Source organism: Frisingicoccus sp. (genome assembly GCF_048388605.1).
Taxonomy (GTDB): Bacteria; Bacillota; Clostridia; order Lachnospirales; family Lachnospiraceae; genus Frisingicoccus.
Map to the genome: position 1 here is coordinate 55854 of NZ_DBGCTU010000036.1, position 25810 is coordinate 81663.

At 43.0% G+C, this 25810-nt stretch carries 29 protein-coding genes; 28 read left to right on the forward strand and 1 reads right to left on the reverse strand.

The window, feature by feature from the left end; translation table 11 throughout:
• The first annotated feature begins 1 nt into the window (after position 1).
• The 11 genes from essC (at position 2) to ACMN7X_RS09535 (ending at position 8765) form a co-directional block, all read left to right on the forward strand.
• Complete coding sequence (gene essC / locus ACMN7X_RS09485; protein WP_418747223.1) at positions 2 to 4723, forward strand: type VII secretion protein EssC; 4722 nt, start codon at positions 2 to 4, stop codon at positions 4721 to 4723.
• Entirely contained in the window at positions 4720 to 5448 is a 729-nt protein-coding gene (locus ACMN7X_RS09490) for a LytR/AlgR family response regulator transcription factor (RefSeq protein ID WP_418747224.1), read from the forward strand. Before essC ends, ACMN7X_RS09490 begins: the two co-directional genes overlap by 4 nt.
• Position 5449: 1 nt before the next feature.
• Positions 5450 to 5881 carry a hypothetical protein gene (locus tag ACMN7X_RS09495; RefSeq protein ID WP_418747225.1) on the forward strand — a complete coding sequence of 144 codons (432 nt, stop codon included), beginning with the start codon at positions 5450 to 5452 and terminating at the stop codon, positions 5879 to 5881.
• Entirely contained in the window at positions 5859 to 6110 is a 252-nt protein-coding gene (locus ACMN7X_RS09500; protein WP_418747226.1) for a hypothetical protein, read from the forward strand. The genes ACMN7X_RS09495 and ACMN7X_RS09500 overlap by 23 nt, the downstream gene beginning before the upstream one ends.
• Positions 6111 to 6229: 119 nt before the next feature.
• Positions 6230 to 6532, forward strand: coding sequence for a WXG100 family type VII secretion target (locus ACMN7X_RS09505; protein WP_418747227.1), 303 nt, complete (start codon positions 6230 to 6232; stop codon positions 6530 to 6532).
• Between the two features lie 31 nt (positions 6533 to 6563).
• Positions 6564 to 6878: a WXG100 family type VII secretion target gene (locus ACMN7X_RS09510; RefSeq protein ID WP_418747228.1), complete on the forward strand. Its 315-nt coding sequence runs from the start codon at positions 6564 to 6566 to the stop codon at positions 6876 to 6878.
• A gap of 27 nt (positions 6879 to 6905) precedes the next feature.
• A complete protein-coding gene (locus tag ACMN7X_RS09515) occupies positions 6906 to 7277 on the forward strand; it encodes a hypothetical protein (RefSeq protein WP_418747229.1) in 372 nt (123 codons plus the stop codon).
• 11 nt (positions 7278 to 7288) lie between these two features.
• Positions 7289 to 7591, forward strand: a complete 303-nt coding sequence (locus ACMN7X_RS09520; protein ID WP_418747230.1) for a WXG100 family type VII secretion target — start codon at positions 7289 to 7291, stop codon at positions 7589 to 7591.
• A gap of 32 nt (positions 7592 to 7623) precedes the next feature.
• Positions 7624 to 7941, forward strand: a complete 318-nt coding sequence (locus ACMN7X_RS09525; RefSeq protein ID WP_418747231.1) for a WXG100 family type VII secretion target — start codon at positions 7624 to 7626, stop codon at positions 7939 to 7941.
• Between the two features lie 11 nt (positions 7942 to 7952).
• Positions 7953 to 8258, forward strand: coding sequence for a hypothetical protein (locus ACMN7X_RS09530; RefSeq protein WP_418747232.1), 306 nt, complete (start codon positions 7953 to 7955; stop codon positions 8256 to 8258).
• An 81-nt stretch (positions 8259 to 8339) separates the two neighbouring features.
• Entirely contained in the window at positions 8340 to 8765 is a 426-nt protein-coding gene (locus ACMN7X_RS09535; RefSeq protein WP_418747233.1) for an FHA domain-containing protein, read from the forward strand.
• Between the two features lie 42 nt (positions 8766 to 8807).
• Here ACMN7X_RS09535 and ACMN7X_RS09540 read toward each other — a convergent pair whose 3' ends face one another.
• On the reverse strand, positions 8808 to 9083 hold the full coding sequence (locus ACMN7X_RS09540) for a hypothetical protein (RefSeq protein WP_418747234.1): 276 nt from the start codon (positions 9081 to 9083) through the stop codon (positions 8808 to 8810).
• A 1496-nt stretch (positions 9084 to 10579) separates the two neighbouring features.
• On the opposite strand from ACMN7X_RS09540, the gene rimP reads away from it, so the two are divergent.
• The 17 genes from rimP (at position 10580) to ACMN7X_RS09625 (ending at position 25620) form a co-directional block, all read left to right on the forward strand.
• On the forward strand, positions 10580 to 11044 hold the full coding sequence (gene rimP, locus ACMN7X_RS09545; RefSeq protein WP_418747235.1) for a ribosome maturation factor RimP: 465 nt from the start codon (positions 10580 to 10582) through the stop codon (positions 11042 to 11044).
• A 20-nt stretch (positions 11045 to 11064) separates the two neighbouring features.
• Entirely contained in the window at positions 11065 to 12264 is a 1200-nt protein-coding gene (gene nusA / locus ACMN7X_RS09550; RefSeq protein ID WP_418747236.1) for a transcription termination factor NusA, read from the forward strand.
• A complete protein-coding gene (rnpM, locus tag ACMN7X_RS09555; RefSeq protein ID WP_418747237.1) occupies positions 12264 to 12539 on the forward strand; it encodes an RNase P modulator RnpM in 276 nt (91 codons plus the stop codon). Before nusA ends, rnpM begins: the two co-directional genes overlap by 1 nt.
• Positions 12526 to 12840, forward strand: coding sequence for a L7Ae/L30e/S12e/Gadd45 family ribosomal protein (locus ACMN7X_RS09560; protein ID WP_418747238.1), 315 nt, complete (start codon positions 12526 to 12528; stop codon positions 12838 to 12840). The genes rnpM and ACMN7X_RS09560 overlap by 14 nt, the downstream gene beginning before the upstream one ends.
• 14 nt (positions 12841 to 12854) lie before the next feature.
• Positions 12855 to 15575: a translation initiation factor IF-2 gene (gene infB / locus ACMN7X_RS09565; RefSeq protein ID WP_418747239.1), complete on the forward strand. Its 2721-nt coding sequence runs from the start codon at positions 12855 to 12857 to the stop codon at positions 15573 to 15575.
• An 11-nt stretch (positions 15576 to 15586) separates the two neighbouring features.
• Positions 15587 to 15973, forward strand: a complete 387-nt coding sequence (gene rbfA / locus ACMN7X_RS09570) for a 30S ribosome-binding factor RbfA (protein WP_418747240.1) — start codon at positions 15587 to 15589, stop codon at positions 15971 to 15973.
• A complete protein-coding gene (locus ACMN7X_RS09575; RefSeq protein WP_418747241.1) occupies positions 15957 to 16910 on the forward strand; it encodes a DHH family phosphoesterase in 954 nt (317 codons plus the stop codon). Before rbfA ends, ACMN7X_RS09575 begins: the two co-directional genes overlap by 17 nt.
• 4 nt (positions 16911 to 16914) lie before the next feature.
• Positions 16915 to 17823, forward strand: coding sequence for a tRNA pseudouridine(55) synthase TruB (gene truB / locus ACMN7X_RS09580; RefSeq protein WP_418747242.1), 909 nt, complete (start codon positions 16915 to 16917; stop codon positions 17821 to 17823).
• A gap of 17 nt (positions 17824 to 17840) precedes the next feature.
• Positions 17841 to 18812, forward strand: a complete 972-nt coding sequence (locus ACMN7X_RS09585; RefSeq protein ID WP_418747243.1) for a bifunctional riboflavin kinase/FAD synthetase — start codon at positions 17841 to 17843, stop codon at positions 18810 to 18812.
• Between the two features lie 63 nt (positions 18813 to 18875).
• Positions 18876 to 19130: a heavy-metal-associated domain-containing protein gene (locus ACMN7X_RS09590; protein ID WP_418747244.1), complete on the forward strand. Its 255-nt coding sequence runs from the start codon at positions 18876 to 18878 to the stop codon at positions 19128 to 19130.
• Positions 19131 to 19247: 117 nt separating this feature from the next.
• Positions 19248 to 20606, forward strand: a complete 1359-nt coding sequence (locus ACMN7X_RS09595; protein ID WP_418747245.1) for an MATE family efflux transporter — start codon at positions 19248 to 19250, stop codon at positions 20604 to 20606.
• Between the two features lie 39 nt (positions 20607 to 20645).
• On the forward strand, positions 20646 to 21164 hold the full coding sequence (locus ACMN7X_RS09600) for a hypothetical protein (protein ID WP_418747246.1): 519 nt from the start codon (positions 20646 to 20648) through the stop codon (positions 21162 to 21164).
• A 291-nt stretch (positions 21165 to 21455) separates the two neighbouring features.
• Entirely contained in the window at positions 21456 to 22418 is a 963-nt protein-coding gene (locus tag ACMN7X_RS09605; protein WP_418747247.1) for a hypothetical protein, read from the forward strand.
• Between the two features lie 393 nt (positions 22419 to 22811).
• A complete protein-coding gene (locus ACMN7X_RS09610) occupies positions 22812 to 23219 on the forward strand; it encodes a hypothetical protein (RefSeq protein ID WP_418747248.1) in 408 nt (135 codons plus the stop codon).
• A gap of 49 nt (positions 23220 to 23268) precedes the next feature.
• Entirely contained in the window at positions 23269 to 24192 is a 924-nt protein-coding gene (locus tag ACMN7X_RS09615; RefSeq protein ID WP_418747249.1) for a DUF5301 domain-containing protein, read from the forward strand.
• A gap of 153 nt (positions 24193 to 24345) precedes the next feature.
• The gene (locus ACMN7X_RS09620) at positions 24346 to 24885 is read left to right on the forward strand and encodes a helix-turn-helix transcriptional regulator (protein WP_418747250.1); all 540 of its coding nucleotides are present in this window, start codon (positions 24346 to 24348) and stop codon (positions 24883 to 24885) included.
• Positions 24886 to 24903: 18 nt separating this feature from the next.
• Positions 24904 to 25620, forward strand: a complete 717-nt coding sequence (locus tag ACMN7X_RS09625; RefSeq protein WP_418747251.1) for a DNA alkylation repair protein — start codon at positions 24904 to 24906, stop codon at positions 25618 to 25620.
• Positions 25621 to 25810 lie beyond the last annotated feature (190 nt).

Genomic DNA, 25810 nt, shown 5'->3' on the forward strand with positions numbered 1-25810 from the left:
TATGATTTTAATGGTCTATAATAAAGGGGTATGTAAGGAATTTCTGCTGCCTAATATTCATGATGCAGACTATACACTTGTACTGCATCGTAATCTTTACGGATTTTTGCAGGATATTCATTTGAAACTGGAAAATTCTTCCTTGGGATGGGAGCTTGTATCTGACAGGGAATATCGTATCCGGCTCAATCATGAAGATTTGGACCGTTGTTTGCTGCATCATGAGGATATCGTGGGAGTAAAAACAGAGAACGGAGAACGACTGCAGATCATTGTTGTCGACAGTCCGATTATTTTCCGTGTGATGGAGAAATATGATATAAGCATGATGAAAGAAGTCTCTATCGGTAAGAATAGCGGGAATTTAGTACAATATCGTTTTATGGAACTGGTTTCGGGGTTTCATGCAAATCTTATACACCATTCCGACGGATGGTATCTGGAAGATATGAGTCACAATGGCGTATTTTGCGATGACCGGCGGATACAGGGAAGACGAAAATTAAACTTTGGAGATCATGTGGATATTTTCGGGCTGCATTTGCTTTTTTTGGGTGAAATGATTGTCGTCGGAACGCATTATGGCGAATTAAATATCAAAGAAGATATCTTAAGACCGGTGAAAATGGATAGGATTCAGCCGAAGGCGGAAGACAGGAAAAAGAAAAAAGAATCGTTATATTTTAATCGCTCGCCGAGAAATCTCGCCACATTGTATAAAGAAAATGTGGAGATCGAGCTGCCGCCAAATCCAAAAGCGGTCAAACAAAAGCCTGTTTTTCTGACGATCGGACCGGCGTTTACGATGGCAATTCCAATGATGCTTGGATGCGGATTTGCAATTTTCGGGTCACGGTTGTCCGGGCATACTTCCGGTGCATTTATGTATACGGGGTTGGTTACAGCGGTAACATCAGCGATCATCGGTGTGTTATGGGCATTTTTAAATCTTAATTACAGTAAAAAAGAGAATATAAAAGAAGAAAATGAGAGGTTTAATGCCTATAGTAATTATTTGATACGTATTGCCGAATCTTTGAGAGAAAAATACAGACACAATGTGGCGGCGATGAATCAGATCTATCCGTCGGCAACTCAATGTCTTTCCTACACACAGAACAGCAGCGAGTTGTGGAATCGGAATCGAAATCATGCAGATTTTCTTTATCAGCGGCTTGGACTTGGCAATCAGCCGTTTCAGGTTTCAATCCAGGTTCCAAAAGAAAAATTTACGCTGATTGATGATTCATTGCTTGAAAAGCCCAAAATGATCCAGGAGGAATTTCAGACGCTGCACAATGTGCCGGTGGGAATTTCTTTGATGGAAAAGAATTTAATCGGGCTGGTCGGGGGCGAAGGAAAGCGGGGAGCCATTGAACTGATGCACACACTGGTGGCAGGAATTACAGCGGCCCATTGTTATACAGATGTAAAACTTGTATTTATCTATCGGGAACAAGATCAGGAACGGCAGAAAGACTGGGAGTGTATGCGGTGGTTCCCCCATGTGTGGTCGGAGGATAAAAGTACGAGATATATGGCGGCAGATGGACTGGAAACAAGCGATGTTTTTTTCGAATTGACCAATGTTCTCAGGACACGTGCCGCAGATCATTCATTCTCGGCAGTGAAAGACAAAAAAATCATTGCAAAACCCCATTATGTCATATTTATTTCGGATCCGGAGATACTCGAGGGCGAAATACTGGCAAAATATATATATGAAGCGAAGCCGGAGTATGGATTGACGACGTTTTTAATGGTAGAACGCGTCGAGGAACTGCCGAATGTCTGTGAGGATGTCATTGAGAATGACCAATATTTTAAGGGAATTTATAATCTGATGGACACAGATAATGGAAGAACCGCATTTACGCTGGATAAAGTGGACAGGAATCAGCTTTTGGTTTTCGGCCAGACCCTGGCGAATATCCGGGTTAATGAGATTGAGAATAATAGTGAGATTCCAAACAGCCTGAATTTCTTTGAAATGTATGGTATCCATTCGTTGGATGAACTGCATGTTTTGGAACGGTGGCGTAAAAATCGAAATTATAACAGTATGCGGGTACTTATTGGGAAAAAGGCAGGAAATGCGGATTGTTATCTGGATATTCATGAGAAATTCCACGGGCCTCACGGATTGATCGCGGGCACTACGGGGTCGGGAAAATCCGAGACACTTCAGACATACATATTATCGCTGGCAATTAATTTCAGCCCTGAAGACGTCAGCTTTTTTATCATTGATTTTAAAGGCGGCGGCATGGCGAATCTGTTTTCGGAGCTTCCTCATTTGACCGGGCAGATATCCAATTTGTCAGGGAATCAGGTGCGGCGTGCCATGATATCCATTAAAAGTGAAAACATGCGGCGGCAGCGCCTTTTCTCAGAATATGGTGTGAATAATATTAATTTGTATACGCGGCTTTATAAAAATCACGAGGCACAGGTACCGATACCTCATCTTTTTATCATCATTGATGAGTTTGCCGAGTTGAAGCGTGAGGAACCGGATTTTATGAGAGAGTTAATCAGTGTGGCCCAGGTTGGGCGAAGTCTCGGGGTCCATTTGATACTTGCAACTCAAAAACCGAGCGGCACGGTGGATGATAATATATGGAGCAACTCTAAATTCAGACTCTGCCTTCGTGTGCAGGATCGGCAGGACAGCAACGATATGCTCCACAGGCCGGACGCCGCTTTTATCACGCAGGCGGGGCGATGCTATCTGCAGGTGGGGAATGATGAGATTTTTGAACTTTTCCAGTCCGGCTACAGCGGGGCTATTTATAAAGAAAGTGCGGAGCAGCAATCATCTTCAGTAACGCTTTTGACGCGGACAGGCAAAGTGGCGCTTGTCGGCGGTAAACGGCGAAAAAACCATGGGGATGTATCTGAGGCGAAAAAAGTGAAGGAGAAGACCCAACTGGAAGCTGTCATTGAGTATCTTGGTGAAGTGGCCGGAAAAAATCGTTATAATCAGTGTATGCAGTTGTGGATGCCTGTGCTTAAAACGGAGATTTACCTGGATGAACTTGATGGCTTTTCGCAGGCAATATATCGGGAACATCAATGGAAGCCGATTGCCGGTAAGTGGAATCTGGAGGCGGTGATCGGGCTTTTGGATGATCCGGAACATCAGGCTCAGAATCCTTTGACAATCAGCTTTTCTGAAAATGGTCATCATGCAATCTGCGGGGCGGTTGTCAGCGGAAAAAGTACGTTTTTACAGAGTATGATATATTCTTTTATCAGCAAGTATTCGCCGGATATACTTCAGATGTATTTGATCGACTACAGCAGTCATATGCTGGCGCCGTTTGAAAAGGCACCTCATGTCGGCGGAGTCGTGTATGACAGTCAGGAAGAAAAGCTTGCGAAACTGATGTATATGCTCACAACCCTGATGGATGAGCGGAAGAAAATGTTTCAGGGCGGAAATTACAGTCAGTATGTGCAGGCTTATGGCATCAAATTGCCGGCACTTTTCCTCGTTATTGATAATTTTTCAGCTTTTCGTGAAAAAACGAAGAATGTGTATGACGGACTTATTTTACGGATTGCAAGGGAAGGCGTGGGATATGGCATTTATTTGACGATCAGTGCCGCGGGTTTTGGAATTTCAGAAATCCCGTCTCAGATTGGCGATAATATCCGTACGGTTATTTCATTAGAGCAGGCAGATAAATTCAAGTATATGGAAGTTATGCGTATGACGCATATTAACATATTGCCGGAGACAGATGTTCGTGGACGGGGACTGGCGTTGGTCAATGGGCGTGTTCTGGAATTTCAGACGGCTCTCAGCCTTCCGGCAGCGGATGATTTTGAACGGGGACAAAAAATTGAAAAGTACTGCATGGATATGCGTGAGCACTGGGATGGCGTTACTGCGATGCCAATACCGCAGATTCCGGAAAAACCGACATTGGAAATACTTTGCATGGATGAACGTTATCAAAAGGCCTGCATTTCAAAAAAGTGGCTGCCGTTTGGATATTGTATGGAGGACGCTTCAATTTACAGCGTGGATCTGTCTCAGACATATTGTTATGTGATCAGTGGACGAAATCGGACCGGAAAAACTAATGTATTAAAGCTGGTTATGCATGCTGCCTGGAAAAAGCAGGGACAATTATGCGTTATAGAGACAAATCCCGTGGAACTGAAAAAAATTTCAGAGACCTACGGCGCAGATTATGTGTCTGATTCAAGAGGATTATTTAAGTATTTTGAAAAATTAATGCCGGAATTTATCCGAAGAAATAAAAAGAAAAGGGAATTGCTGGAAAACGGATTGGATGAGGCAGATATTTTTGAGCAGATGAAAGAAGAACGACCGATATTTATATTTGCAGCGGATATTGGGGAATTCTTTAAAATGGTTTATAAGCCGGAGGCCGGTGTCGGAAATATGTCAGGTTTTCTTGAGAATATTCTTGAACGGGGCAGTCTTCATCATATTTATTTTATGGGCTGCCTGAAGGTGGAGGATGAGAGTCTTCTTATGTCTTATAAAGGTTATAATTTGTTTGTTTCGTACAAAAAGGGTATCCACTTGGGAGGCAATCTTGCAGGGCAAAAAATATTTAATTTCCAGAATATTGCATATGCACAGCAGACGAAGACAATGAAAAAGGGCATGGGATATGTGCCAAAGGATGAGGAGGACAGCATCGGAATGGAAGTGGTTGTTCCGGTGGCTAAGAAAAAGGTATGATTGTAATGCTGATTTCGGATGAATCAAAAGTTGAGCGCCAGTATATTGTTCGCTTTTCTAAGGATTTGGCGGCAAGGCAGACAGAGGAATCGTGGCAGATGATTGAATGTGCTGCGATTCCTGAACTGGTGAAGGCTGTCCGGGATAAAATCCGGACAGATATCATATGTGTGGATATTACGATTCCAAAAGCTTTGGAGTTAACAATGGAATTGCGTAAAAATACACCTTCAGCATATATTATTCTGATCGCCAGCCCGAGTATTTCTCCGATGACTTATATGCGCCCATCCATCGGCGCAGAATCGTTGATGCTGAAACCTCTGACCCGGGAGCAGATTCAGGAAGTTCTCTCAGAGGCGCTTGGCACCTATATACGGAGATTTTATAAACCGGATGAAAATAAAGTATTTGTTTTGGAAAATAAAGGCGGACGGGATTTGATCGATTATGAAAATATCTATTTTTTTGAGTCCAGAGAAAAAAGAGTTTTTTTGAATACGGGCGTCAGGGAATATGGCTTTTATGATACTTTAGAGCAGTTGGAAGAACGACTCATGGAGGGATTTATCCGTTGCCATCGGAGTTTTCTGGTCAATCGAAATAAAATAGAAAAGATCTTTCTGTCGCAAAACCGATTATTATTAAAAGACGACTTTGAAATTCCTTTGTCCAGAACATACAAGCCGAGACTTAAGGAATTTATGGCGAGAGGGGATATCTGACATGTCGGAAGTTTTGGAAACCGGAGTTATTTTGAGCTTTAACGAATTTCGGGTTCTTCTTTATGGGATGGGTATGCGCAGCATCGATGGAATATATATGGAAGATGAAATCTGTACAGATGAAGAGGTAATTCGGGCACTGCAGCATATGTCGGAACAGGGAATTATTGAGAATGTGGAAAATGAGGCTTTTGTGTTGAATGAAGAAATCCGGAGAATGTTGGAAATTATTGGAAATCCCGAGAACACTCAGATTTATCGCCCGGGTGAAACTCAGAATGGACCGGAGTTTTATTGTTATGTGACCAAAGAGTATATTGTTGTCAGTGAACGATATTGGAAAAAAAAAGCGGCGTTGAAGCTTCGTTTGTTTTCTGCGGAAACATTCAGGGTATGGAAGGAGCAGATGGATGATGATTATCGTGGAGGTTAAAGTGCCATTGATGGGAAAGGAATATGATTTTCAGATTGATGAAAAAGTTCCTTTATGTAGAATTACGGAAGAAATTGCAGAGATCATTTGTCAGAAAGAGCAATATATTTTTGAGGGAAATATGGGGAGACTTTTGATGTGGGATGCCCAGAATAAGAAGCGGCTGAATCCTGAAAATTCGGCTTCAGAAAATGGCCTGAAAACTGGAAGTGTACTTATATTAGCGTAAAAGAGGTTGTTGGTCGGAAAAAATATGCTGTTTGTCCAAAAGAGAACGGAAATCCGAAATATCTGTTATGATAGATTCATCAAGAGAAAAACAGTAAAAAAGAAATGGAGGAACAGAAAATGTCAGATTTCAGAGTATCAGTGGCAGAGTTAAAAGCGAAGGTTGATTCTTTAAGACAACTGAATGGCCAGTTCAAAAGTCAGGTTGGCAATCTTGAAGCGACAGAAGCAAGTTTGAATGGAATGTGGGAAGGTCAGGCCAGAGAGACTTTTCATAATGCTTTTGCCAGCGATAAAGTGCAGATGGACAATTTTTATAATGCCGTGGAAGTCTATGCGGCAAGATTAGAGTCTATTGCAGCGAGATATGCGCAGGCAGAGGCAACCAGTACTGAAATTGCCAATGAAAGAACTTACAGATAAGACATCGGATTTTTGAAAAGGAGAATGAATTATGGAAGGTATTATTAAAGTATCCCCTCAGTTATTAACAAGTACAGCATCTGAATTGAGTAATCAGGGAGCAACGGTCAGCAGTCTTACAACGGAAATGATGACCACTATTACCGGGTTGGCATCAGCCTGGGAAGGTGATGCGGCAAATGCCTATATTAATAAATTTAAAGGACTGGAAGATGATATACAGAAGATGGTCCGAATGATTCAGGAGCATAGTACGGATTTGGAAGAAATGGCAAGAATTTATTCTGAAGCGGATGCAGCGAGTGCGGATGAGGCAAACAGTCTTTCTTCAGATGTTATTGTATGATTCCATGAAAATTAAGGAGCTGGTTTTGTGAAAGCCATTTATTTTAAGCATGTTCAGGCAGCCAGAGAAGGGCTGCTTGAACAAGTTTCGATGCTGAGAAGTATTCAGGGAGAATTATTGGAGACGGAACAGAAAATTAAATATATGTCTTTTACGGAACAGACAGTTTTATATTTGAAATCCGGAATACAGGAATTGGAGGAGGAAATTTCAGCGCTTCAAAGCATGGCGGACTGTTTGGAAAGGGTCATGCAGATCTGTTTGAAAACAGAACAAAGAATTTGTGATTGTTATAATATGGAACGCCTTGTTTATCCGAGAACTACATTTGCAAGAAGTTCCCTGAGTGGGTTGGAAGGCTGTAAAACACTGTTTGAATTTCAAATAAAGAAAGAATGAGAGGTGTCATTATGTCAGATTATATCCGAGTGGCAATAGACCGGATAGAACAGGATAAAGGTACAATTCAAAGTGAGGCGGAGGGCATTAGAAGTTCTGTGATGGAACTTTATCAGGAAATGCAGTCCCTTGGGGCGACATGGGAAGGCCCGGCCTGGCAGGCATTTCAAAATCAGGTGGCAGAGGATATTGAGAATATGCAGATGATAGAAACCCAAATCAGGAATTATCTGGAACATATGGATTATGCGGGAAAAGAGTACAAGCAGTGTTCGGGAATGATCCGCCAGTTAGTGAATAGTATTCGAGTCTGATTATTTAGCATTATGGAAAGGAGAGATGACTCATGGATTCAATGCAGATCAGGGTATCGACAGAAGTGCTGGAAATGCGGGCAAATGCTGCAGAAGAGAAAATTAATGATGTGCGGAAACGTTTCGGGAGAATCGCGGAGATTGTTCATTCATCTTCGGGATATTGGGAAGGGGAAGCCAACGATGCTCATCGAAGAGAATATCAGGAATATCAAAGTGAAATTGAAGAGGCCCTTGCGCGATTCCAGGAAAATGTAACAGATCTTCGAAAAATTGCAGGTATTTATCGTGAAACAGAGGTGGATACCACAAGCTTTTCCGGAGATTTACCGATGGATGTGATTATTTAGACGGAGGATTTATGGATAATATTGAATTTGATTTTCATATAGCGCATACGCAGGAACAGAATATCGGACAGATAAGGCAAAGATTTTCAGATGTAATATCTGAAAAATATGAAACGGTAATGCAGGAAGTGTACTCCGGATGGCAGGGCGATAACAGTCAGTTGTTTTTATACAAAGCAAAAGTCTTGCAGGAACGGATGGAACATACAACCTTGCTGCTTGAAAAGGCGGAGGAGGCCTTGCATGCGGCTGCTCTGAAAGTGGAAAGAACAGAAGAAAAAGCAAAGGAACTCGGGGAGATCCGAGTGTATGATTAGAAGATGGGTATAATTGATAAGTTATTTCAAAAACAAAATCGGGTGAATTCCAAATTACGAAGGAAGAGGAAGAATATTTTCGTGCGTGATGGCATTGATATAAAAAAACAGAGACTGGGATCCGGGAAAGGAGATATTTTTACGGGAAATCTGGAGGATCGGGCAACAAATATCGTTGCGGATCCGGCGCTGACTGTATGGAATATGGTATTCCAAAATATATGTACCGGCACAAGTTATCGGTATCGGTTTTGTGGTAAAATGTATATTGGAAGGGAACCGTTTGGAACATCTCCGGATAGGATGCTGAGAATTAAAGAGGATGCCTGGATATCAAAGCTTCATTGCATGATTTACGAAGAGGGGCACAGGCTGTATCTGGCAGATCTGAATTCGAGAAATCATACATTTGTAAACGAACAGAAAATTGAAGTCCCGGTTGTCTTAAAAAATGGAGATGTGATTAGAATAGGAAAGACAGAATTAAAGGTACTGTTTGGAAGATAAAAACATTTATTTGCCAAACAGTACCTTTTGTATTTTGAGATATCATAGAAACTGTCGGGGGGGGGTAATTTCTTTTAACCCTTGCAGTTCCAGTTTTTTTAATCGCCGGATGGTTTCTTCATTGGAATAACAGCTTTCCGGGCCAAGGGATTCCAGATAATCGTGGAAAGCATACATCAGGCTTGGCTCTTCAAGATTCAGATAAACAAGCGCATTGTCCGGAGAGCGAAAGAGCAGATATCCTGTCTGTGTTGTTGCGAAGACGCAGAGATTACTGGATACAATCGGACTTTCCGGGCGAAGCATTATATAATTCATTTCCTGACAGGCTGAGATTAAATTGTGAAGGACAAGATAGCGGTCTTTAAAATCTACCGGTTCATAAAATGAATTCGGAAGTTCGGAAATATGACCGGTACTTAAAAAGTGCCGGAGGCCATTTTCAGTAAAAAAGAATGTTATCAGGCCGTTTTTAAAGTCAACTGCGCGTTGGCTTATGTATTCTCTTGCGACAGAGATAAATAGATCCCTGTTTGGCAAATTCCGGGCAATATATTTTTCTGGGAAAAAAGCCGGAAGAAGAGGTATGAGGCAGGGTTCTTTCTGGAATGAAAAACCGGAATTTTTGCCGATATTCAGTCGTTTAAAATAATCTAATTGAGAAAATATCGAGTCAGGAATATACACCAGAGGTTTTGTTTCTGATTTTAGTTGTTTAAATAGTATATGAAATTGTTTTTGTATCTGTTTATTATCGTATAATATACCGCTTTCCAATTCCGGCGAAAAAGCCAGGACATAGTCTGAGGTGATAACTGCTGATGAAAAAAGGGTAAATATACTGTCCCGAGTCAGGATACTGTCGTAATAATAATACGGAGTGTATCTGCAGGAGCAGGAAGTATATATCGGAATCATTTTTTTGAGACAGGATAAATTGTAATCCCTTTTTTCCGCCGTAATGGCACTGTTGTTATTTAAACATATAATATGTTCAACTGTAAGTGACGGTTGATTTTTAGTTGTCGATATAAGGATATCCATATAATTGTGTTCAGGCTGGAAAATAAGTTTTAAATGTCCTGAACTTTTTTGCGCTTCAGCAGAAAGAACACATTGGAGGGTAGTATCGATCTGATGCTTTCCTGAGAGGAATATCGAATCAGAGTGTTCAGACGGAAAAAGCGTAGAGGAAAAATCTGTATAAATTGAAGGAAATTCAGGAAGCTTTTCGGTGAAATACTGAATAAATTCCTGTACATCTCTTCGCCTGTAAAATGTATCAGGCCCTATAAGTGTGATTTTATAGGCTTCCAGCAATTCACGCCGTTCCAGAGGAGTCAGGCGTATATAATCTGAAATTTTATGAACAGTGTCCTCAGATGCAGGATTGCGTTTGCCCTTTAAAAGTTTGTACATATTCGAGCGGTCCATATTGCAATATTGGGCCAGCAGGGGAGTTTTGATGTTCTTGTTCGTTATATGATTTGTAAGTAAAGTAGAAAATAGAGTCGCCATTCGTGGGCCTCCTTTAGAAAGTCTCATAAAAAAAGTATAGCATACGGCTTGAAAAATGTCGACGAAAAAGACGACATGTATTTTCTGAAACTTCTATTTCTGTAGATTTATTAAGGAAAGAAAGCTAAGGGTTTCTTGAAAAAGACTTGCATTTTGGCTGGAATGGTGGTACACTGATTAAGATAACAGATTATGATGAAACTAGAAGAGTGGACGTGAGTCCACTCTTTGTACGTGTTTAGGGAATTTTTTTCCACAATATGCTCTATTGGGGAGCAGCAAGGAGAGATAGCGAATTGGCAAAGAAAGATTATGAAAGCAGAACGGAAGCATTGATTCAGCCGCTGATTGATGAAAATCATTTTGAGCTGGTGGATGTGGAATGGGTTAAAGAAGGAGCAAACTGGTATTTGCGGGTATTCATCGATAAAGAAGGCGGTATCACCGTAGATGACTGCGAATTGATCAGTCGTGCTTTTGAAGAAATTCTGGACAGGGAAGATTACATTTCGGAAAATTATATTTTTGAAGTCAGCTCTCCGGGATTGGACCGGCCTTTGAAGAAGGAAAAGGATTTTGCGAGAAGTATCGGAAAAGATGTGGAAATTAAGCTGTATAAAGCATTGAATAAAGAAAAAGAATTTGTCGGCGTATTAACAGATTACGATAAAGAAACGGTTACCATTGAGATGGATGATGACTCCGTCATGGTTTTTAATCGTTCGGATGTGGCTTTAATCCGGTTGGCGTTTTTCTACTAAGAACAGGAGGAATTTAAAAAATGAATAACGGACACGAATTAATTGAAGCTTTGAATCAGATTGAGAAGGAAAAAGGCATCAGCAAGGATATTTTGCTGGAAGCTATGGAAAATTCACTGGTTGCCGCCTGTAAAAATGAGTATGGCAAAGCGGACAATATCCGGGTAAATATCGACAGAGAAACCGGAAATGTGGTTGTTTATGCGGAGAAAGAGGTAGTGGAAGAGGTTGATGACGATGTGCTTCAGATCAGCCTGGCAAATGCCCGCCTGAGAGATATCCACTGCGAGTTGGGAGACATCGTTCATATAGAAGTAACACCGAGAAATTTTGGACGTATCGCCGCTCAGAAGGCAAAGCAGGTGGTTGTCCAGAAGATTCGTGAGGAAGAGAGAAAATCCCTGTATCATCAGTATTTTGATAAAGAGCGGGATATTGTGACAGGTATCGTACAGCGTTATTCGGGCCGCAATATCAGCATTAATCTCGGAAAGGTAGATACGGTGCTGACGGAAGCCGAACAGGTGAAGGGCGAATACTTCCAGCCGACAGAGAGAATAAAACTCTATGTTGTCGAAGTAAAGGATACGACAAAGGGTCCGAAGATTACGGTATCCAGAACTCATCCGGAGTTGGTAAAACGTTTATTTGAATACGAAGTTGCGGAAGTTCGGGACGGTACGGTGGAAATCTGCAGCATTTCCCGTGAGGCCGGTTCCAGAACAAAGATTGCCGTGCGCTCCAATCATCCGGATGTGGACCCGGTAGGAGCCTGTGTCGGTGTGAACGGCTCCAGAGTCGGCGCGGTCGTTGACGAGCTCCGCGGAGAGAAAATCGATATCGTGAACTGGAGTGAGGATCCGGCAGTGTTTATTGAAAATGCTTTAAGTCCGGCAAAGGTTGTTTCCGTATATGCGGATGAAGAGGGAAAAACAGCTTCTGTTATCGTGCCGGATTATCAGTTGTCTCTGGCGATCGGCAAAGAGGGCCAGAATGCCAGACTGGCTGCCCGGCTGACAGGATATAAGATCGATATTAAGAGCGAGTCCCAGGCTTATGAAGAAGCCGAATCTGAAGGTTATGCCGAAGATGAATATGATGAAGAAGGCTATACTGAGGATGGCTATGCCGACGAGGGTTATGAGGAAGATGATATCATGGCGGATGCCGATGAAACGGCGGTTTCCGAAGATATGGAAATCCGGGATTCGGAGGAATAATGGTTACAAAAAAAGTGCCTATGCGGCAGTGTACAGGCTGCCGGGAAATGAAAAATAAGAGGGAAATGATTCGAGTCATCCGGACAGCGGAAAATGAGATCTGTATCGATGCCACCGGAAGGAAAAACGGCCGGGGAGCCTATATTTGTCCGAATATGGACTGCCTGAAAATGGCTATGAAAAACCGGGGATTGGAACGTTCCCTGAAGACAGCCATACCGGAATCGGTATATCAGCAGTTAGAAGAGGAGATGAGCCATATTGACAAGGGATAAAGTGTTGTCTTATCTTGGTCTGGCTGCGAAAGCCGGGAGGATTCAAAGCGGTGAATTTTCCACAGAGAAATCGGTAAAAAGCGGAAAAGGGACGCTGGTGATCGTGGCGTCGGATGCTTCGGATAATACAAAGAAAAAGTTTACAAATATGTGTACCTTTTATAAAGTGCCTATGTATATTTATGGTACGAAAGAGACATTGGGAGCTTCCATCGGGAGAGAGCTTCGGGCCTCTTTAGCTTTGGAAGATACTGGTTTTTGTAACGCCATAAAGAAACAGATTGATTCAGAACGGATGTAGACGGAGGTAGGTATATGTCAAAAATAAGAGTACATGAATTAGCAAAAGAATTAAATAAAAGCAGCAAAGACATTATTTACGCATTGAAGGGCCATGGAGTGCTTGTGGAGAGCCATATGAGTACGATCGGCGAGGAAAATGCGGATAAGATCAGGAAGTATTTCACGGCGCCGCCGGTGAAAAAGCCGGAAGCGCCAAAAACAGCTGGGCCAAAAACAGCCGCGCCAAAAGCGGCCGCGCCGGAAAAAGCGCCGGTAAGAACTGTTCCGGCTCAGAATGAGCATCGGCCGAACACCGGCAGCCAGAACCGCCAGGGAGGCAGCGGTGAACGCCGCCCATATAATAATAACGGTCAGAACCGTCAGGGCGGTAATGGTGAACGCCGTCCATACAATAATAACGGCGGTCAGAACCGCCAAGGAGGCAATGGCGAGCGCCGCCCATATAATAATAACGGCGGTCAGAACCGCCAGGGAGGCAGCGGTGAGCGCCGTCCATACAACAATAACGGCGGTCAGAATCGTCAGGGCGGTAATGGTGAGCGCCGTCCATACAATAATAACGGTCAGAACCGTCAGGGCGGCAATGGTGAACGCCGTCCATACAACAATGGCGGTCAGAACCGCCAGGGAGGCAGCAGTGAACGTCGCCCATATAACAATAACGGAGGCCAGAACCGCCAGGGAGGCAATGGCGAACGCCGTCCATACAACAATGGCGGTCAGAACCGTCAGGGCGGTTATAATAATAATCGCGGCGGCCGCGGTGAAGGTAAGTTCAATCTGGACAGCGCTATCAGCAAAGAAGTGGTTGTTTCCAAGGATACAAGCCGCGAAAATCGGAGAAACTATAAAGACAAAGAGAAACCGGTGAAGAGTGTAACTGATGGAAGAAGCAGCAAGAAAGGTTTCGGCGGCAAGCCATTGTCCAAAAAATCCAATCTTCAGCCGCCGACACAGAAGCCGAAGCCGGTTGTGGAAAAGGTGACCAATATCGTTCTTCCGGAAGTGGTTACAATTAAGGAACTGGGAGACAAGATGAAGATTTCCGCCGCAGAGATTGTAAAGAAATTATTCCTCGGCGGTAAGATGGTTACATTGAATACGGAGATCACTTATGATGAGGCCGAAGAGATTGCATTGGAATACGATGTGCTCTGTGAACATGAAGTGGTTATCGACCCAATTGAAGAGATTCTCAAAGAAGAGGAAGAGAAGGAAGAAGATCTGCAGCCAAGACCACCGGTTGTCTGTGTTATGGGCCATGTTGACCATGGTAAAACATCTATTTTGGATGCCATTCGAAATACCCATGTGACCACAGGTGAAGCCGGCGGCATTACCCAGCATATCGGCGCCTATGTTGTCGATGTAAAGGGTGAGAAGATCACTTTCCTGGATACTCCGGGCCATGAGGCTTTCACAGCCATGCGTCTGAGGGGCGCCCAGTCCACAGATATTGCGATTTTGGTTGTTGCTGCCGATGACGGCGTTATGCCGCAGACGATCGAAGCGATCAGCCATGCCAAGGCTGCCGGCATTGAAGTCATTGTTGCTATCAACAAGATTGATAAGCCAAGCGCCAATGTGGAGCGTGTCAAACAGGAATTGACCGAATATGAATTGATTCCTGAGGATTGGGGCGGAACAACATTATTTGTACCGGTATCCGCCCATACCGGCGAGGGATTGGATGAGCTGCTGGATTCCATTCTTCTCCAGGCTGAAATGTGTGAATTAAAGGCAAATCCAAACCGGAGGGCCAGAGGACTTGTTATAGAAGCTCAGCTCGATAAGGGCAAGGGCCCTGTGGCAACGGTGCTTGTTCAGAAGGGAACACTCCGTGTCGGCGATTGTCTGGCTATTGGTTCTGCTTTCGGTAAAGTTCGAGCCATGGTGGATGATAAGGGACGCCGTGTGAAAGAGGCCGGTCCTTCTATTCCTGTGGAGATTCTCGGATTAAATGATGTGCCGGAAGCCGGAGAGGTATTTATTTCTACAAATACAGAAAAAGAAGCCCGTTCTATTTCCGAGACATTCATTGCTCAGAAGAAGGAAAAACTGCTGGCGGATACGAAATCCAAGTTATCTCTGGACGGTTTGTTTGATCAGATCCAGGCCGGACAGATCAAGGAATTGAATCTGATTGTCAAGGCTGACGTTCAGGGATCGGTGGAAGCGGTGAAACAGAGTCTTCTGAAGCTTTCCAATGATGAAGTAGCCATTAAGATTATCCATGGCGGCGTCGGCGCGATCAATGAGTCCGACGTTACACTGGCTTCCACATCCAATGCGATCATCATTGGTTTTAATGTGCGCCCGGATAATATGGCGAAGACAGTGGCAGAGTCGGAAAAAGTCGATATGCGTTTGTATCGTGTTATTTACAATGCGATTGAAGATATTGAGGCGGCGATGAAGGGTATGCTCGACCCTGAATTCCGGGAGAAGATTACCGGTCATGCCGAGGTGCGCCAGACTTACAAGGTATCCGGCGTTGGTACGATCATCGGCGGTTATGTGCTTGACGGTAAGATAGAGCGTAACTCCAAAGTGCGTTTGCTTCGTGACAATGTAGTGATTCATGAAGGCGAGCTGGCGTCCCTGAAACGATTTAAAGATGATGTTAAAGAAGTGGCTGCCGGCTATGAATGTGGTATGTCCCTTGAAAAATATAATGATATTAAAGAGGGCGATCAGTTAGAAGTCTTTGTTATGGAAGAAGTTCCAAGATAGAAAGGAATTTTATGAGAAAAAACAGTATTAAAAATACCCGTATCAACGGCGAGGTCCAGCGGGAGCTGGGACGTATTATCTCAAGAGAGATTAAAGATCCCCGCATTTCATCGCTGACCTCCGTGGTGGCGGTGGAGGTTGCTCCGGATTTAAAGAGCTGCAAGGCTTATATCAGTGTTCTCGGAGATGAAGCTGTTCAGGAATCCACATTGGAGGGCTTAAACAGCGCGATGGGCTTTATCCGCAAGGAACTGGCCCATTCAGTCAACCTGAGAAATACGCCGGCGATTACCTTTATTATGGACCAGTCCATTGAGTACGGTGTTCATATGTCGAAAATGATTTCGGAAGTCAATAAGGATTTAAAAGAGGAAGATGAGGATGAGGAGCTTTCTTGAAAATCAGATCATGAAGAGCCGGACCATTGCCATCGCGGGGCATACCCATCCCGATGGTGACTGTGTCGGCTCCTGCATGGGACTTTATAATTATATTACAGAAAATTATCCGGATATTTCCGTAGATATTTATTTGGAACCGATCGCGGATAATTATAAGATGGTAAAGCATACGGAGGATATTTGCCAGCCGGGATCAGAGCCGAAGAGTTATGACCTTTTTGTCTGCCTGGATGTCAGCCAGAAGGACCGCATGACAAAGGGCGTTGAAATGTATTTTGATTCAGCAAAGTCAACGGTCAATATTGACCATCACGTGAGTAATACGAAATTTGCAGAGATAAACCATGTGGTGCCGGAGGCAAGCTCTGCCAGTGAGGTCGTATATGATCTGCTGGATGAGGATAAGATTCATCTGGATGCCGCAGAAGCCCTTTATATGGGAATCATCTGTGATTCGGGCGTATTTAAGTATTCCAGCACCAGTGAGCATACTATGCGGATCGCGGGACATTTGATGGCGATCGGCGTGGACAGCAGCCGGTGGATCGACGAAGTGTTTTATGAGCGTACTTATGTTCAGAACCGGCTGATGGGGCAGGCGCTGCTGAACAGTGTCCGGGTTTTTGACGGCCGCTGTATCTATACGGTTGTGGACCGGGCGATGTTTGCTCAATTTGGAGCCGACCATAATGATCTGGAAGGCATTGTGGATCAGCTTCGTTTGACAAAGGGCACTGAGGTGGCTATTCTCATTTCCGAAACGGAAGAGGGAACATGTAAGTTCAGTTTTCGCTCGAAACGCTATGTGGATGTGAATCGGGTGGCATCTCTCCTTGGCGGCGGCGGTCATGTGCGGGCGGCGGGCTGCACGGTGCAGGGCAGTTTTGAGGAGCCTCTGAAAATATTTTTAGAAGCGATAGAAGGGCAGCTTTAAGCGGATGTATAATGGAATTATTAATATCTATAAGGAAGCGGGCTTCACATCCCATGATGTGGTGGCAAAGCTTCGGGGCATATTAAAGCAAAAGAAAATCGGGCATACCGGCACGCTGGACCCGGAGGCGGTCGGCGTGCTCCCGGTTTGTCTCGGCAAGGGAACAAAGGTCTGCGATCTGCTGACGGATAAGGATAAAGTTTATGAAACGGTTATGCGGCTTGGCGTGGTGACGGATACCCAGGATATGACGGGCAGGATTTTAAAGGAGTCGCCGGTCAGCGTGTCTGGAGAGGCGCTGGAGGCGGTATTGGAACAGTTCCGCGGCGATTACAGTCAGATTCCGCCGATGTATTCGGCATTGAAGGTGCAGGGAAAGAAATTATATGAGCTGGCCAGAGAGGGCCAGGTTGTTGAGAGAAAGCCCCGCCGGGTACAGATCTTTGATTTGGAATTATTGGAATTTGAGGCGGACGGGATTCACGTACATATGCGTGTGCATTGCTCCAAAGGAACCTATATCCGAACACTGTGTCATGATATCGGCGGGAAACTGGGCTGCGGCGCGGCAATGGAAAAGCTTACGCGGATTCAGGTTGGCGTTTTTAAAATAGAGGATGCGCTGACGTTGGCGGAGGTGGAGAAATATGTTCAAAACCGGCAGATTGATTCAGTGATCCGTTCCATTGACAGTATGTTTGCCATGTGGCCTGCGGGGCGCGTCGATGCGGCTGCGGACCGGCTTCTCTATAATGGCAATATGTTTTACAGAAAGGACCTGATTCTTGAAGAAAAAAGAGAACCGGTATCCGGTGAAAAGTTTCGGGTTTATGACAGTCAGGGAAGATTCTGTGCGGTTTATGTGTATGACGGACGGCGCAGAATGTTTAAGAATGAAAAAATGTTTGTGTAATCGGTAGGAGATTCATCATGAAATATATTACAGGAACAAGAGATATACATTTGAAAGATACAGCGGTAGCTCTGGGAAAATTTGATGGCCTTCATCGGGGACACCAGATTTTAATAGAGAAAATTAAGCAGCATAAGGCGGAGGGCCTGCAGGCGGTGATGTTCACCTTTGATTTCCATCCGGCCTCACTGCTGTCCAATAAGCCGCTGGATTTGATTTTTACCCGTGAGGAACGGATTAAATGGGCGGAGAAGATGGGCATTGACGTGCTGATCGAATTTCCTTTTACGAAAGAGACTTCCGGTATTGAGCCGGAGGATTTCGTAAAAAATGTTCTTGTGGACGGGCTTGGTGCGAAGGTTATTGTTTCCGGCAGCGATTTCCATTTTGGGCATGAGCGGCGGGGAAATGTGGAAATGTTGAGAGAACTCGGCAAAATCATGGGATTTAAGGCGGACGTCTGCGCAAAACTTCAGATTGAAACGCCGATCTATGAGGATGGACAGTTTACCGGTCGGAAAGAAATGCGGGATGTGAGCAGCACTCTGATCCGCGAAGCCATCCGCCGGGGCGATATGGAATTTGCCGCAAAGATGCTGGGCGCTCCTTTTGCTGTGGGCGGAGAGGTGATCCATGGACGCCAGCTTGGCCGGAAACTGGGTATGCCGACGGCCAATGTGGTGCCGCCGCTGCATAAGATCATGCCGCCGAACGGCGTTTATTCCTCGCGGACGATCGTCGGAGATTATGTTTATCATTCAGTCACCAACATCGGCTTCAATCCAACCATTGCGGATAATAACAGCAAACGGATGGAAACTTATGTTTATGATTTTTCGGGCAGCCTTTACGGCAAAGAGATTGAGGTACAGCTCTTTCGTTTTGAGCGGCCGGAGATGAAATTTGACGGTATCGATGCACTGAAAAATCAGATTCATAAGGATAAAGCGGCAACCATGGAATACTTTGGAACCCATATAGATTTATAGATGCTTTCTTGACAATTATCGGCGCCATGGTTATAATAGACTCAATATTAGGAGGAACTAACCATGGTAAAAATAACATTAAATGTGGAAGGTATGGCCTGCCAGATGTGTGAGGCCCATATTAATGATACTGTGCGTCGGGATTTTAAAGTGAAAAAAGTAACATCATCCCATCGTAAAAACATTACAGAGATTATTGCAGAGGAACCGATTAATGAATCAGCCCTGAAAGCGGCCATTGATGCGACGGGCTATCAGGTAACCGGCATTAAAACGGAGCCTTATGAGAAAAAAGGGTTTTCGTTGTTTGGAAGATAGCGGCCTTCATCTGCAAAAAAAATAATCTTAAAGGAAGAAGCATTCCCTGTTGCCTGGAGAAAAAAATTTGGGCGGCAGGGAATTTTTTAATTCAGAAACCAGGAGGAAATACCGATTATGAAGCAAAACCATAATTTTACAGAAGGGAAAATTCTGGGACCGCTTATGAGATTTGCGGGGCCTATTTTGCTGGCAATGTTTTTGCAGTCCATGTATGGGGCTGTGGACCTGCTGATTGTAGGAAAGTTTGCATCTACAGTTGATGTGTCGGCAGTGGCTACCGGCAGCCAGATGATGCACAGCATTACCGGGGTAATTACGGGGCTGGCGATGGGGGTTACGATTCTTCTGGGACAGTATATCGGGGAGAAGAAGCCGGAACAGGCGGGAAAAGTGATAGGAAGCGGCATTGTCCTCTTTCTTTTCATCGCTGTTATAATGTCTATTATATTTGCCGGTTTTGCCGGGAGCTTTGCCTCTGCGTTAAGAGCCCCTGAGGAAGCCTATGAAGGTACAGTGCAATATTTACAGATTTGTGCTTCAGGCATCATTTTCATTACAGCTTTCAATGCCTTAGGCAGTATATTTCGGGGAATCGGCGATTCGAAAATGCCCCTGCTCACGGTCAGCATTGCCTGCATTGTGAACATTTTCGGGGATTTGCTGATGGTGGCAGTTTTCAAAATGGGAGCCTCCGGCGCTGCCTTTGCAACGATTGCTGCACAGGCAGTGAGTGTCCTGCTTTCTTTTGTAATCATTTCCAAAAGAGAGCTGCCTTTTCGTTTTACTAAAAGCTACATAAAGCCGGACGGGTTTTATATGAAAAAAATTCTAAAATATGGAGTTCCGGTGGCGATGCAGGATGCCCTGGTGAGTTTGTCCTTTTTAGTTATCATGGCGATCATCAACAATCTGGGGCTTACGAAGTCGGCGGGAGTTGGAGTTGCCGAGAAGGTTTGCGGTTTCATTATGCTTGTACCAGCGGCATATATGCAGGCTTTATCTGCTTATGTTGCCCAGAATGTGGGGGCGGGAAAATTAGAACGCGCGAAAAAAGCGTTATACTACTCTATCGGAACTTCCATTCTGGCAGGTACAGTCATGTTTTGCGCTGCCTTTTTCCACGGCGGGGTGCTGGCATCCATTTTTTCAAATGACAGGGAGGTAATCCGGCAGGCGGCAGATTATCTGAAGGCATATGGAATTGACTGTCTGCTGACGGCAGAACTATTCTGTTTCAATGGATATTTCAGCGGCCTAGGAAAGACGACTTTTGTCATGCTGCAGGGGATATTTGCAGCTTTCTGTATACGGATTCCCGTATCATGGGTGGTCAGCAGGCTGCCAGGAGTCAGTTTATTCCATATTGGGCTAGGAATACCTATTTCAACGATTGTTCAGATTCTGATCTGCCTGACCTTTATGTTATATTTGTCGAAGCGATATGGCGCAGGTGTGGGAAATGGAAAAGATTGAACCGAACAAATTGAATGATGGAACGGGGGAATATATTTTATGGAGTGGCAGAAAAATGAATTGGAGATCAATCCGGTGGATAAACTGGAAGAGATATTAAGTGTGCTTCAGGATTATAATTTTGAAGTTCACAGGGGCGGGGAAGATAATGAGGAATATAGTTATCTTGAAAAAGGTTGTGTTTGCATTACAGTATTAAATCCTTATCAGGACAGCAAATTGTTTATCGATTTGGATGATGAGTTTACGCTGACTTATGCTCAATGCCATTGTCATTATTTTTCCGATATAGATGAATATAAGCTGCTTATGGAGGACTTGAATGATATTTTGAAAAATCATATTTGTTCGTCTTCTCTATATTGTGGAGAGAATAAGAAATGGCTGGGAAGTTCTTTTATTCCAAAATCCCAAATTCAGCAGTCAGTTAAAAAGAACTTTCATTTTGCTTTGAAAATATCTGAATTTAGAAATAAGTTGAATGCTCAGGGCGGTAAAGTCGAATATCGATTTTGGAATCCGGCAGATGACCTAACAGTTGAGATACCACAAAAATAAGAAGAGAAAAGTAAGGAGGCTTTCTTGACAATCATCGATGCTGTACGCCGGGATTTTAAAGTGAAAAAAGTAACATCATCTCATCAAAAAATATTACAGAAATTATCGCTGAGGAACCGATTGACGAATCAGCCCTGGAAACGGCTATTGATGCGACGGGCTATCAGGTAACCGGCATTAAAACAGAGCCTTATGAGAAGAAAGGGTTTTCCAGCTTGTAAAACCTGAATTGCTATGCTATGATACAGGTAACAGGAAAGGATATTTGCATAGCGGAAGCATATAATATAGGTGGTGAATCCTCTGGGAGTAAAAGATACAGTAACAACAAAATATATGAGACAGAATGAAGTTTTTGCGGATGCGTTTAACTATTTTGTATATGATGGAGAACAGATTATTCATCCAGAAAGCCTGAAGGAACTGGATACTCGTGAGGTTGATGTTCCTTATGGCGGGAAAGGAGGAGCCGGTCAGCCAGTACAAAAAACAAGGGATGTCATAAAATCCGTGGTTGCGATGATGGATAAAAGTACCGCATATCTTCTTCTGGCAATTGAGAACCAGTCAAATATCCATTATGCGATGCCAGTAAAAAATATGGTTTATGATGCGCTCCAATATGCGAAGCAGGTGGAAGAAGCGATAGCTTCCCACAGATTGTCCGGTGATTATAAAAATGTCGGCAGCGACGAATATCTTTCCGGCTTTATGAAAGAAGATTATTTATTGCCGGTGATAACACTTGTTGTATATTTTGACTCGAAAGAGTGGGATGGCCCGTTATCAATCCATGAAATGTTTTCCGGGCAGGATGCGAGGGTGCTTGCACTGGTCCCGGATTACAAAGTCAATTTGCTTGCACCGGCTTCGATAGAGGATGAAGATTTCGGAAAATTCCAGAGTTCTTTGAAAGAAGTGTTGTCATTTATCAAGTATGCAAGAGACAAGGATGAATTGAAAAAGGTATTGGATGCAGACGAGTCTTTCCGTCATTTGGGAAGAGAGGAAGTTGATGTATTAAATGCCTGCGTAGGTGCAAAAATAGCGGTAAATGAGGGTGAGGAGGCGATTGATGTGTGTTTGGCGATACAACAGATGAATGAAGAAGCGGCTCAGAAAGAAAGAATTTCGACACTGTTAAATAACATTAAGAACCTTATGGAAAAAATGGGATGGTCTGCAGAACAATCTATGGATATATTGAGTGTTTCTGATAATGACCGAAGAACACTTTTGCAGTTGCTTAAATAAGATACAGGAAGATAGCAGCATTCCCTGTTGCCCGGAGTATAAGATCCGGGCGGCAGGGAATTTTTTTTGTGGATGGCAAAGGGAAACCATTTGTCATATAGCTCTTCGCCATGGTATACTTGTGATATGGCAGAAGGGATGATTATAATTTGTGAGTTAAAAAGAGGGGAACATCGATCAATGAATTACAAAAAATGGATTGATCCTGAATTAGGACGGATAGCAAGAAACGTTCAATGCTGAACTGTTTAAAACCTCTTTTTAGTGTATTTTTTGACTTGTCTCTATCGATGTTGACAGTGAGGGTATATTGAGGGAAGAATACATAACAAAACGGGTTTCGGAATATAAATTGCAGTTGCCGGAGAAAGTGGTATTGGCAAAGGAGCGGACATGAAAAAGAAAATATTCATATTGTTATCTGCCGTAATAATTTTTCTGATCGGCATTGCTGTTTGGTATAGTGTTCCAATCGACTTAATGAATTTAGATTATAACGAGGTTAAAGAAATTGCTGTTTTTAATGGAAATAGTGGAAATACAACACATATTTCCGACAAAGGGCAAATTCAATATATTATTGATAATTTGAATGATGTTGAAGTAAAGAGGTCAAAGCTATCTATTGGCTATATTGGATACAGCTTCAAATTAACTATTTATCTATCCGATGGTAGTGAGGCAGACGGTTGGAATAATTTTATTATCAATTCAGGTGATACGATTAGAAAAGACCCATTTTTCTATTCTGTCATAAAAGGAAAAATTGATTATAGCTATATAGAGAATATTGTAGAATAGCGCAGAGGTATGATAAACAGTAAGTAGGGGTTTGCTGGGAGGGTAGAATATGAAAATTCGAATAAAAAAAACGGCAGCAATTGTATTTATGATTTTTTTGCTGACAGCCTGTGGAAAACCGGGGCGGCCTATTGTGCTTCCGGCTGGGGAGGAAGTTATATCTATTAGTGTTTCTGATGGAGAAAGAACCGGATATTCACCGGATGCAAAGGGAGAGGCCGATGAATTTATCAGCGATTTTTTCAACGTTCTGGCAGATATGGAAATAACAAATAAGGAGTCGATCACGGATGCTCCTGCAAATGTAGACTATATTACAATTAATTTAAACTGTGAGGATAAAACGACAACACTTTTTTATTATAAAGATAAAGGCACAGAATATGTGGAACAACCCTATCAGGGAATCTATAAGCCGGATGCCGCTTTGGGTTTATATATAATGGAAATGCTTGATGCAGCAGACAATACTAAAGAGACTGTAACATTTCAAGCAAAAATAATTGAAAGCAGCAATGATGCAATTTTAGTAAAACCTGTAGATGGTTCTTTAGAGTTGAATTCAGCAGATAAGTTCAGTATATTAAATGAAGAAAAACATGAATTACAAGTTGGCGACTTGATAGAGGTTGTTTATAATGGAGAGATAATGGAAACATATCCTGCACAATTAGGTGAGGTCTATGAAATTACTGTGGTAGAGCGGGCAGGAGCGGATGCTATGTGGGATCGAATCCCTATGGTAAGAGTCAATGGCAAGCTGTATTATGACACAGGAAGAGAAAGCGGTGAAACCGGGCGCTGCGGTACGATGGATGGAGAAATAACATCAACGGTTGACGGCACTGAAATTCCGATGGAGGATGATCAGTCAAATTTTGGAAGTGGGTTTGGGTATCAATATGGTAAAGATGATACAATAGAAATTTATATGAATGAAAAATGGATGATATTCGAATACAGAGATGAATAAATGGATAGAAAACTGGTATACTTGCAATGCGAATAGGGATATGGCTCGGATCGCTACTTCAGGTGGCGAAAATGCAAAAACAGGTTGGTGGTAATTACTGCGGTTTGTTTGTATCCTGTTATTATCTCAAAATTATGAATGGAGGTAATCAGCATGAGTTTTGCAGAAAATTTACAGATGATCAGGAAAGAGAAGCATCTTTCTCAAGAAGAGTTGGCAGAAATGCTGGGCGTTAGCAGACAGGCAGTTTCAAAATGGGAGCAGGGAACCGGTTACCCGGAAGTGGAAAAATTACTGCTTCTGTCACGCGAATTAAACTTATCCTTAGACAGTTTAATGGCAACTGAAATTGCACAGGGAAAAGCAATGGAGCCGGATAAAGTGACCGGGGTTATTACAATTTCATCACCGCATGAACATGTTGTTACGAAATGTTACAAGGTGATAGCTTCGCAAAAGTTTAAAGGAGGGAAAAAATCGCCGCAATATGCATTGTTTGGCGTCAGCAGCACCGGAGTATCATTTTGGGGAGAGGTAAATACATTTTTGGCATGGTATGCGAATGAGGAACAATTGGGAAAGGAAATCGTTGAAATAGAGAATGCTATTTTCAGTGGAATACCGGCTTATGAGCTGAAGTATAGTGTACGAGTTGAGCGTCATTTCCTTAGTTTAAAAATGATAGACGATTAAAAGAAACGGAGAGATCAAATGACGTGTACAGATATTATAAATAAATTGAAAGCCTGTTCTTCACAGAAGTATAAAGAGAATGTTGTCAGAATGGGAATACCGGAAGAAAACAGTATTGGTGTTTCTACCGCAGATATACGGAAACTGGCTAAAGAAATCGGCCGCTCGAATGAACTGGCTTTCGAATTGTGGAAAACCGAATATCATGAGGCCAGACTTCTGGCGGTACTTTTATTTGATAAAAAGCAGATGTCCCATGACGATATAGAATACCTTATGGGTGATGTGATTTCATGGGATTTGTGCGATCATCTATGTAAAAACCTGATTATTAAAATGAAGGATTATGACTGTTTTATCAGGGAGTGGAGCCAGTCTTCGGAGACGTATAAATTGCGGGCGGCATTTACCTTGATTGCTTCTTCAGCGATACATGATGATAAACTGGATGAAGATACGATAGATGAGTATTTAATGTTGATCAGGGAATGTTCGGTTTACCCGCATGAGCATGTAAAAAAAGCAGTCTCATGGGCATTAAGAGAAATTGGAAAAATTGATTTTTGCAATAATGAAAAAGCGGTTATATTAGCAAATGAATTGAAAGAAGGCGGCAATAAGACACAGATATGGATTGCCAAAGATGCATTGAAAGAAATTGAAAATCTTGTAAAAGTTGAAGGAAGAAAGCGGCTTATATCTGCAAAAAGTAAAATGGGGCAGAGCTCTATTTGAGACAGATAAGCAGTGCGGTTAAAGAGGCATTGTCGATGGAATTAATAGCAGAGATAGCCAAATAGTGTGAGAAAGGGGAAATCGGCTAATGCCGATTTCTACCCATTAAAAAGAGAAATAGAGATACCCTGCAGAAATGCGTGCATTACAACACTTGCATATTCTTCAGGGTATCTCTATTTCTCAGAGT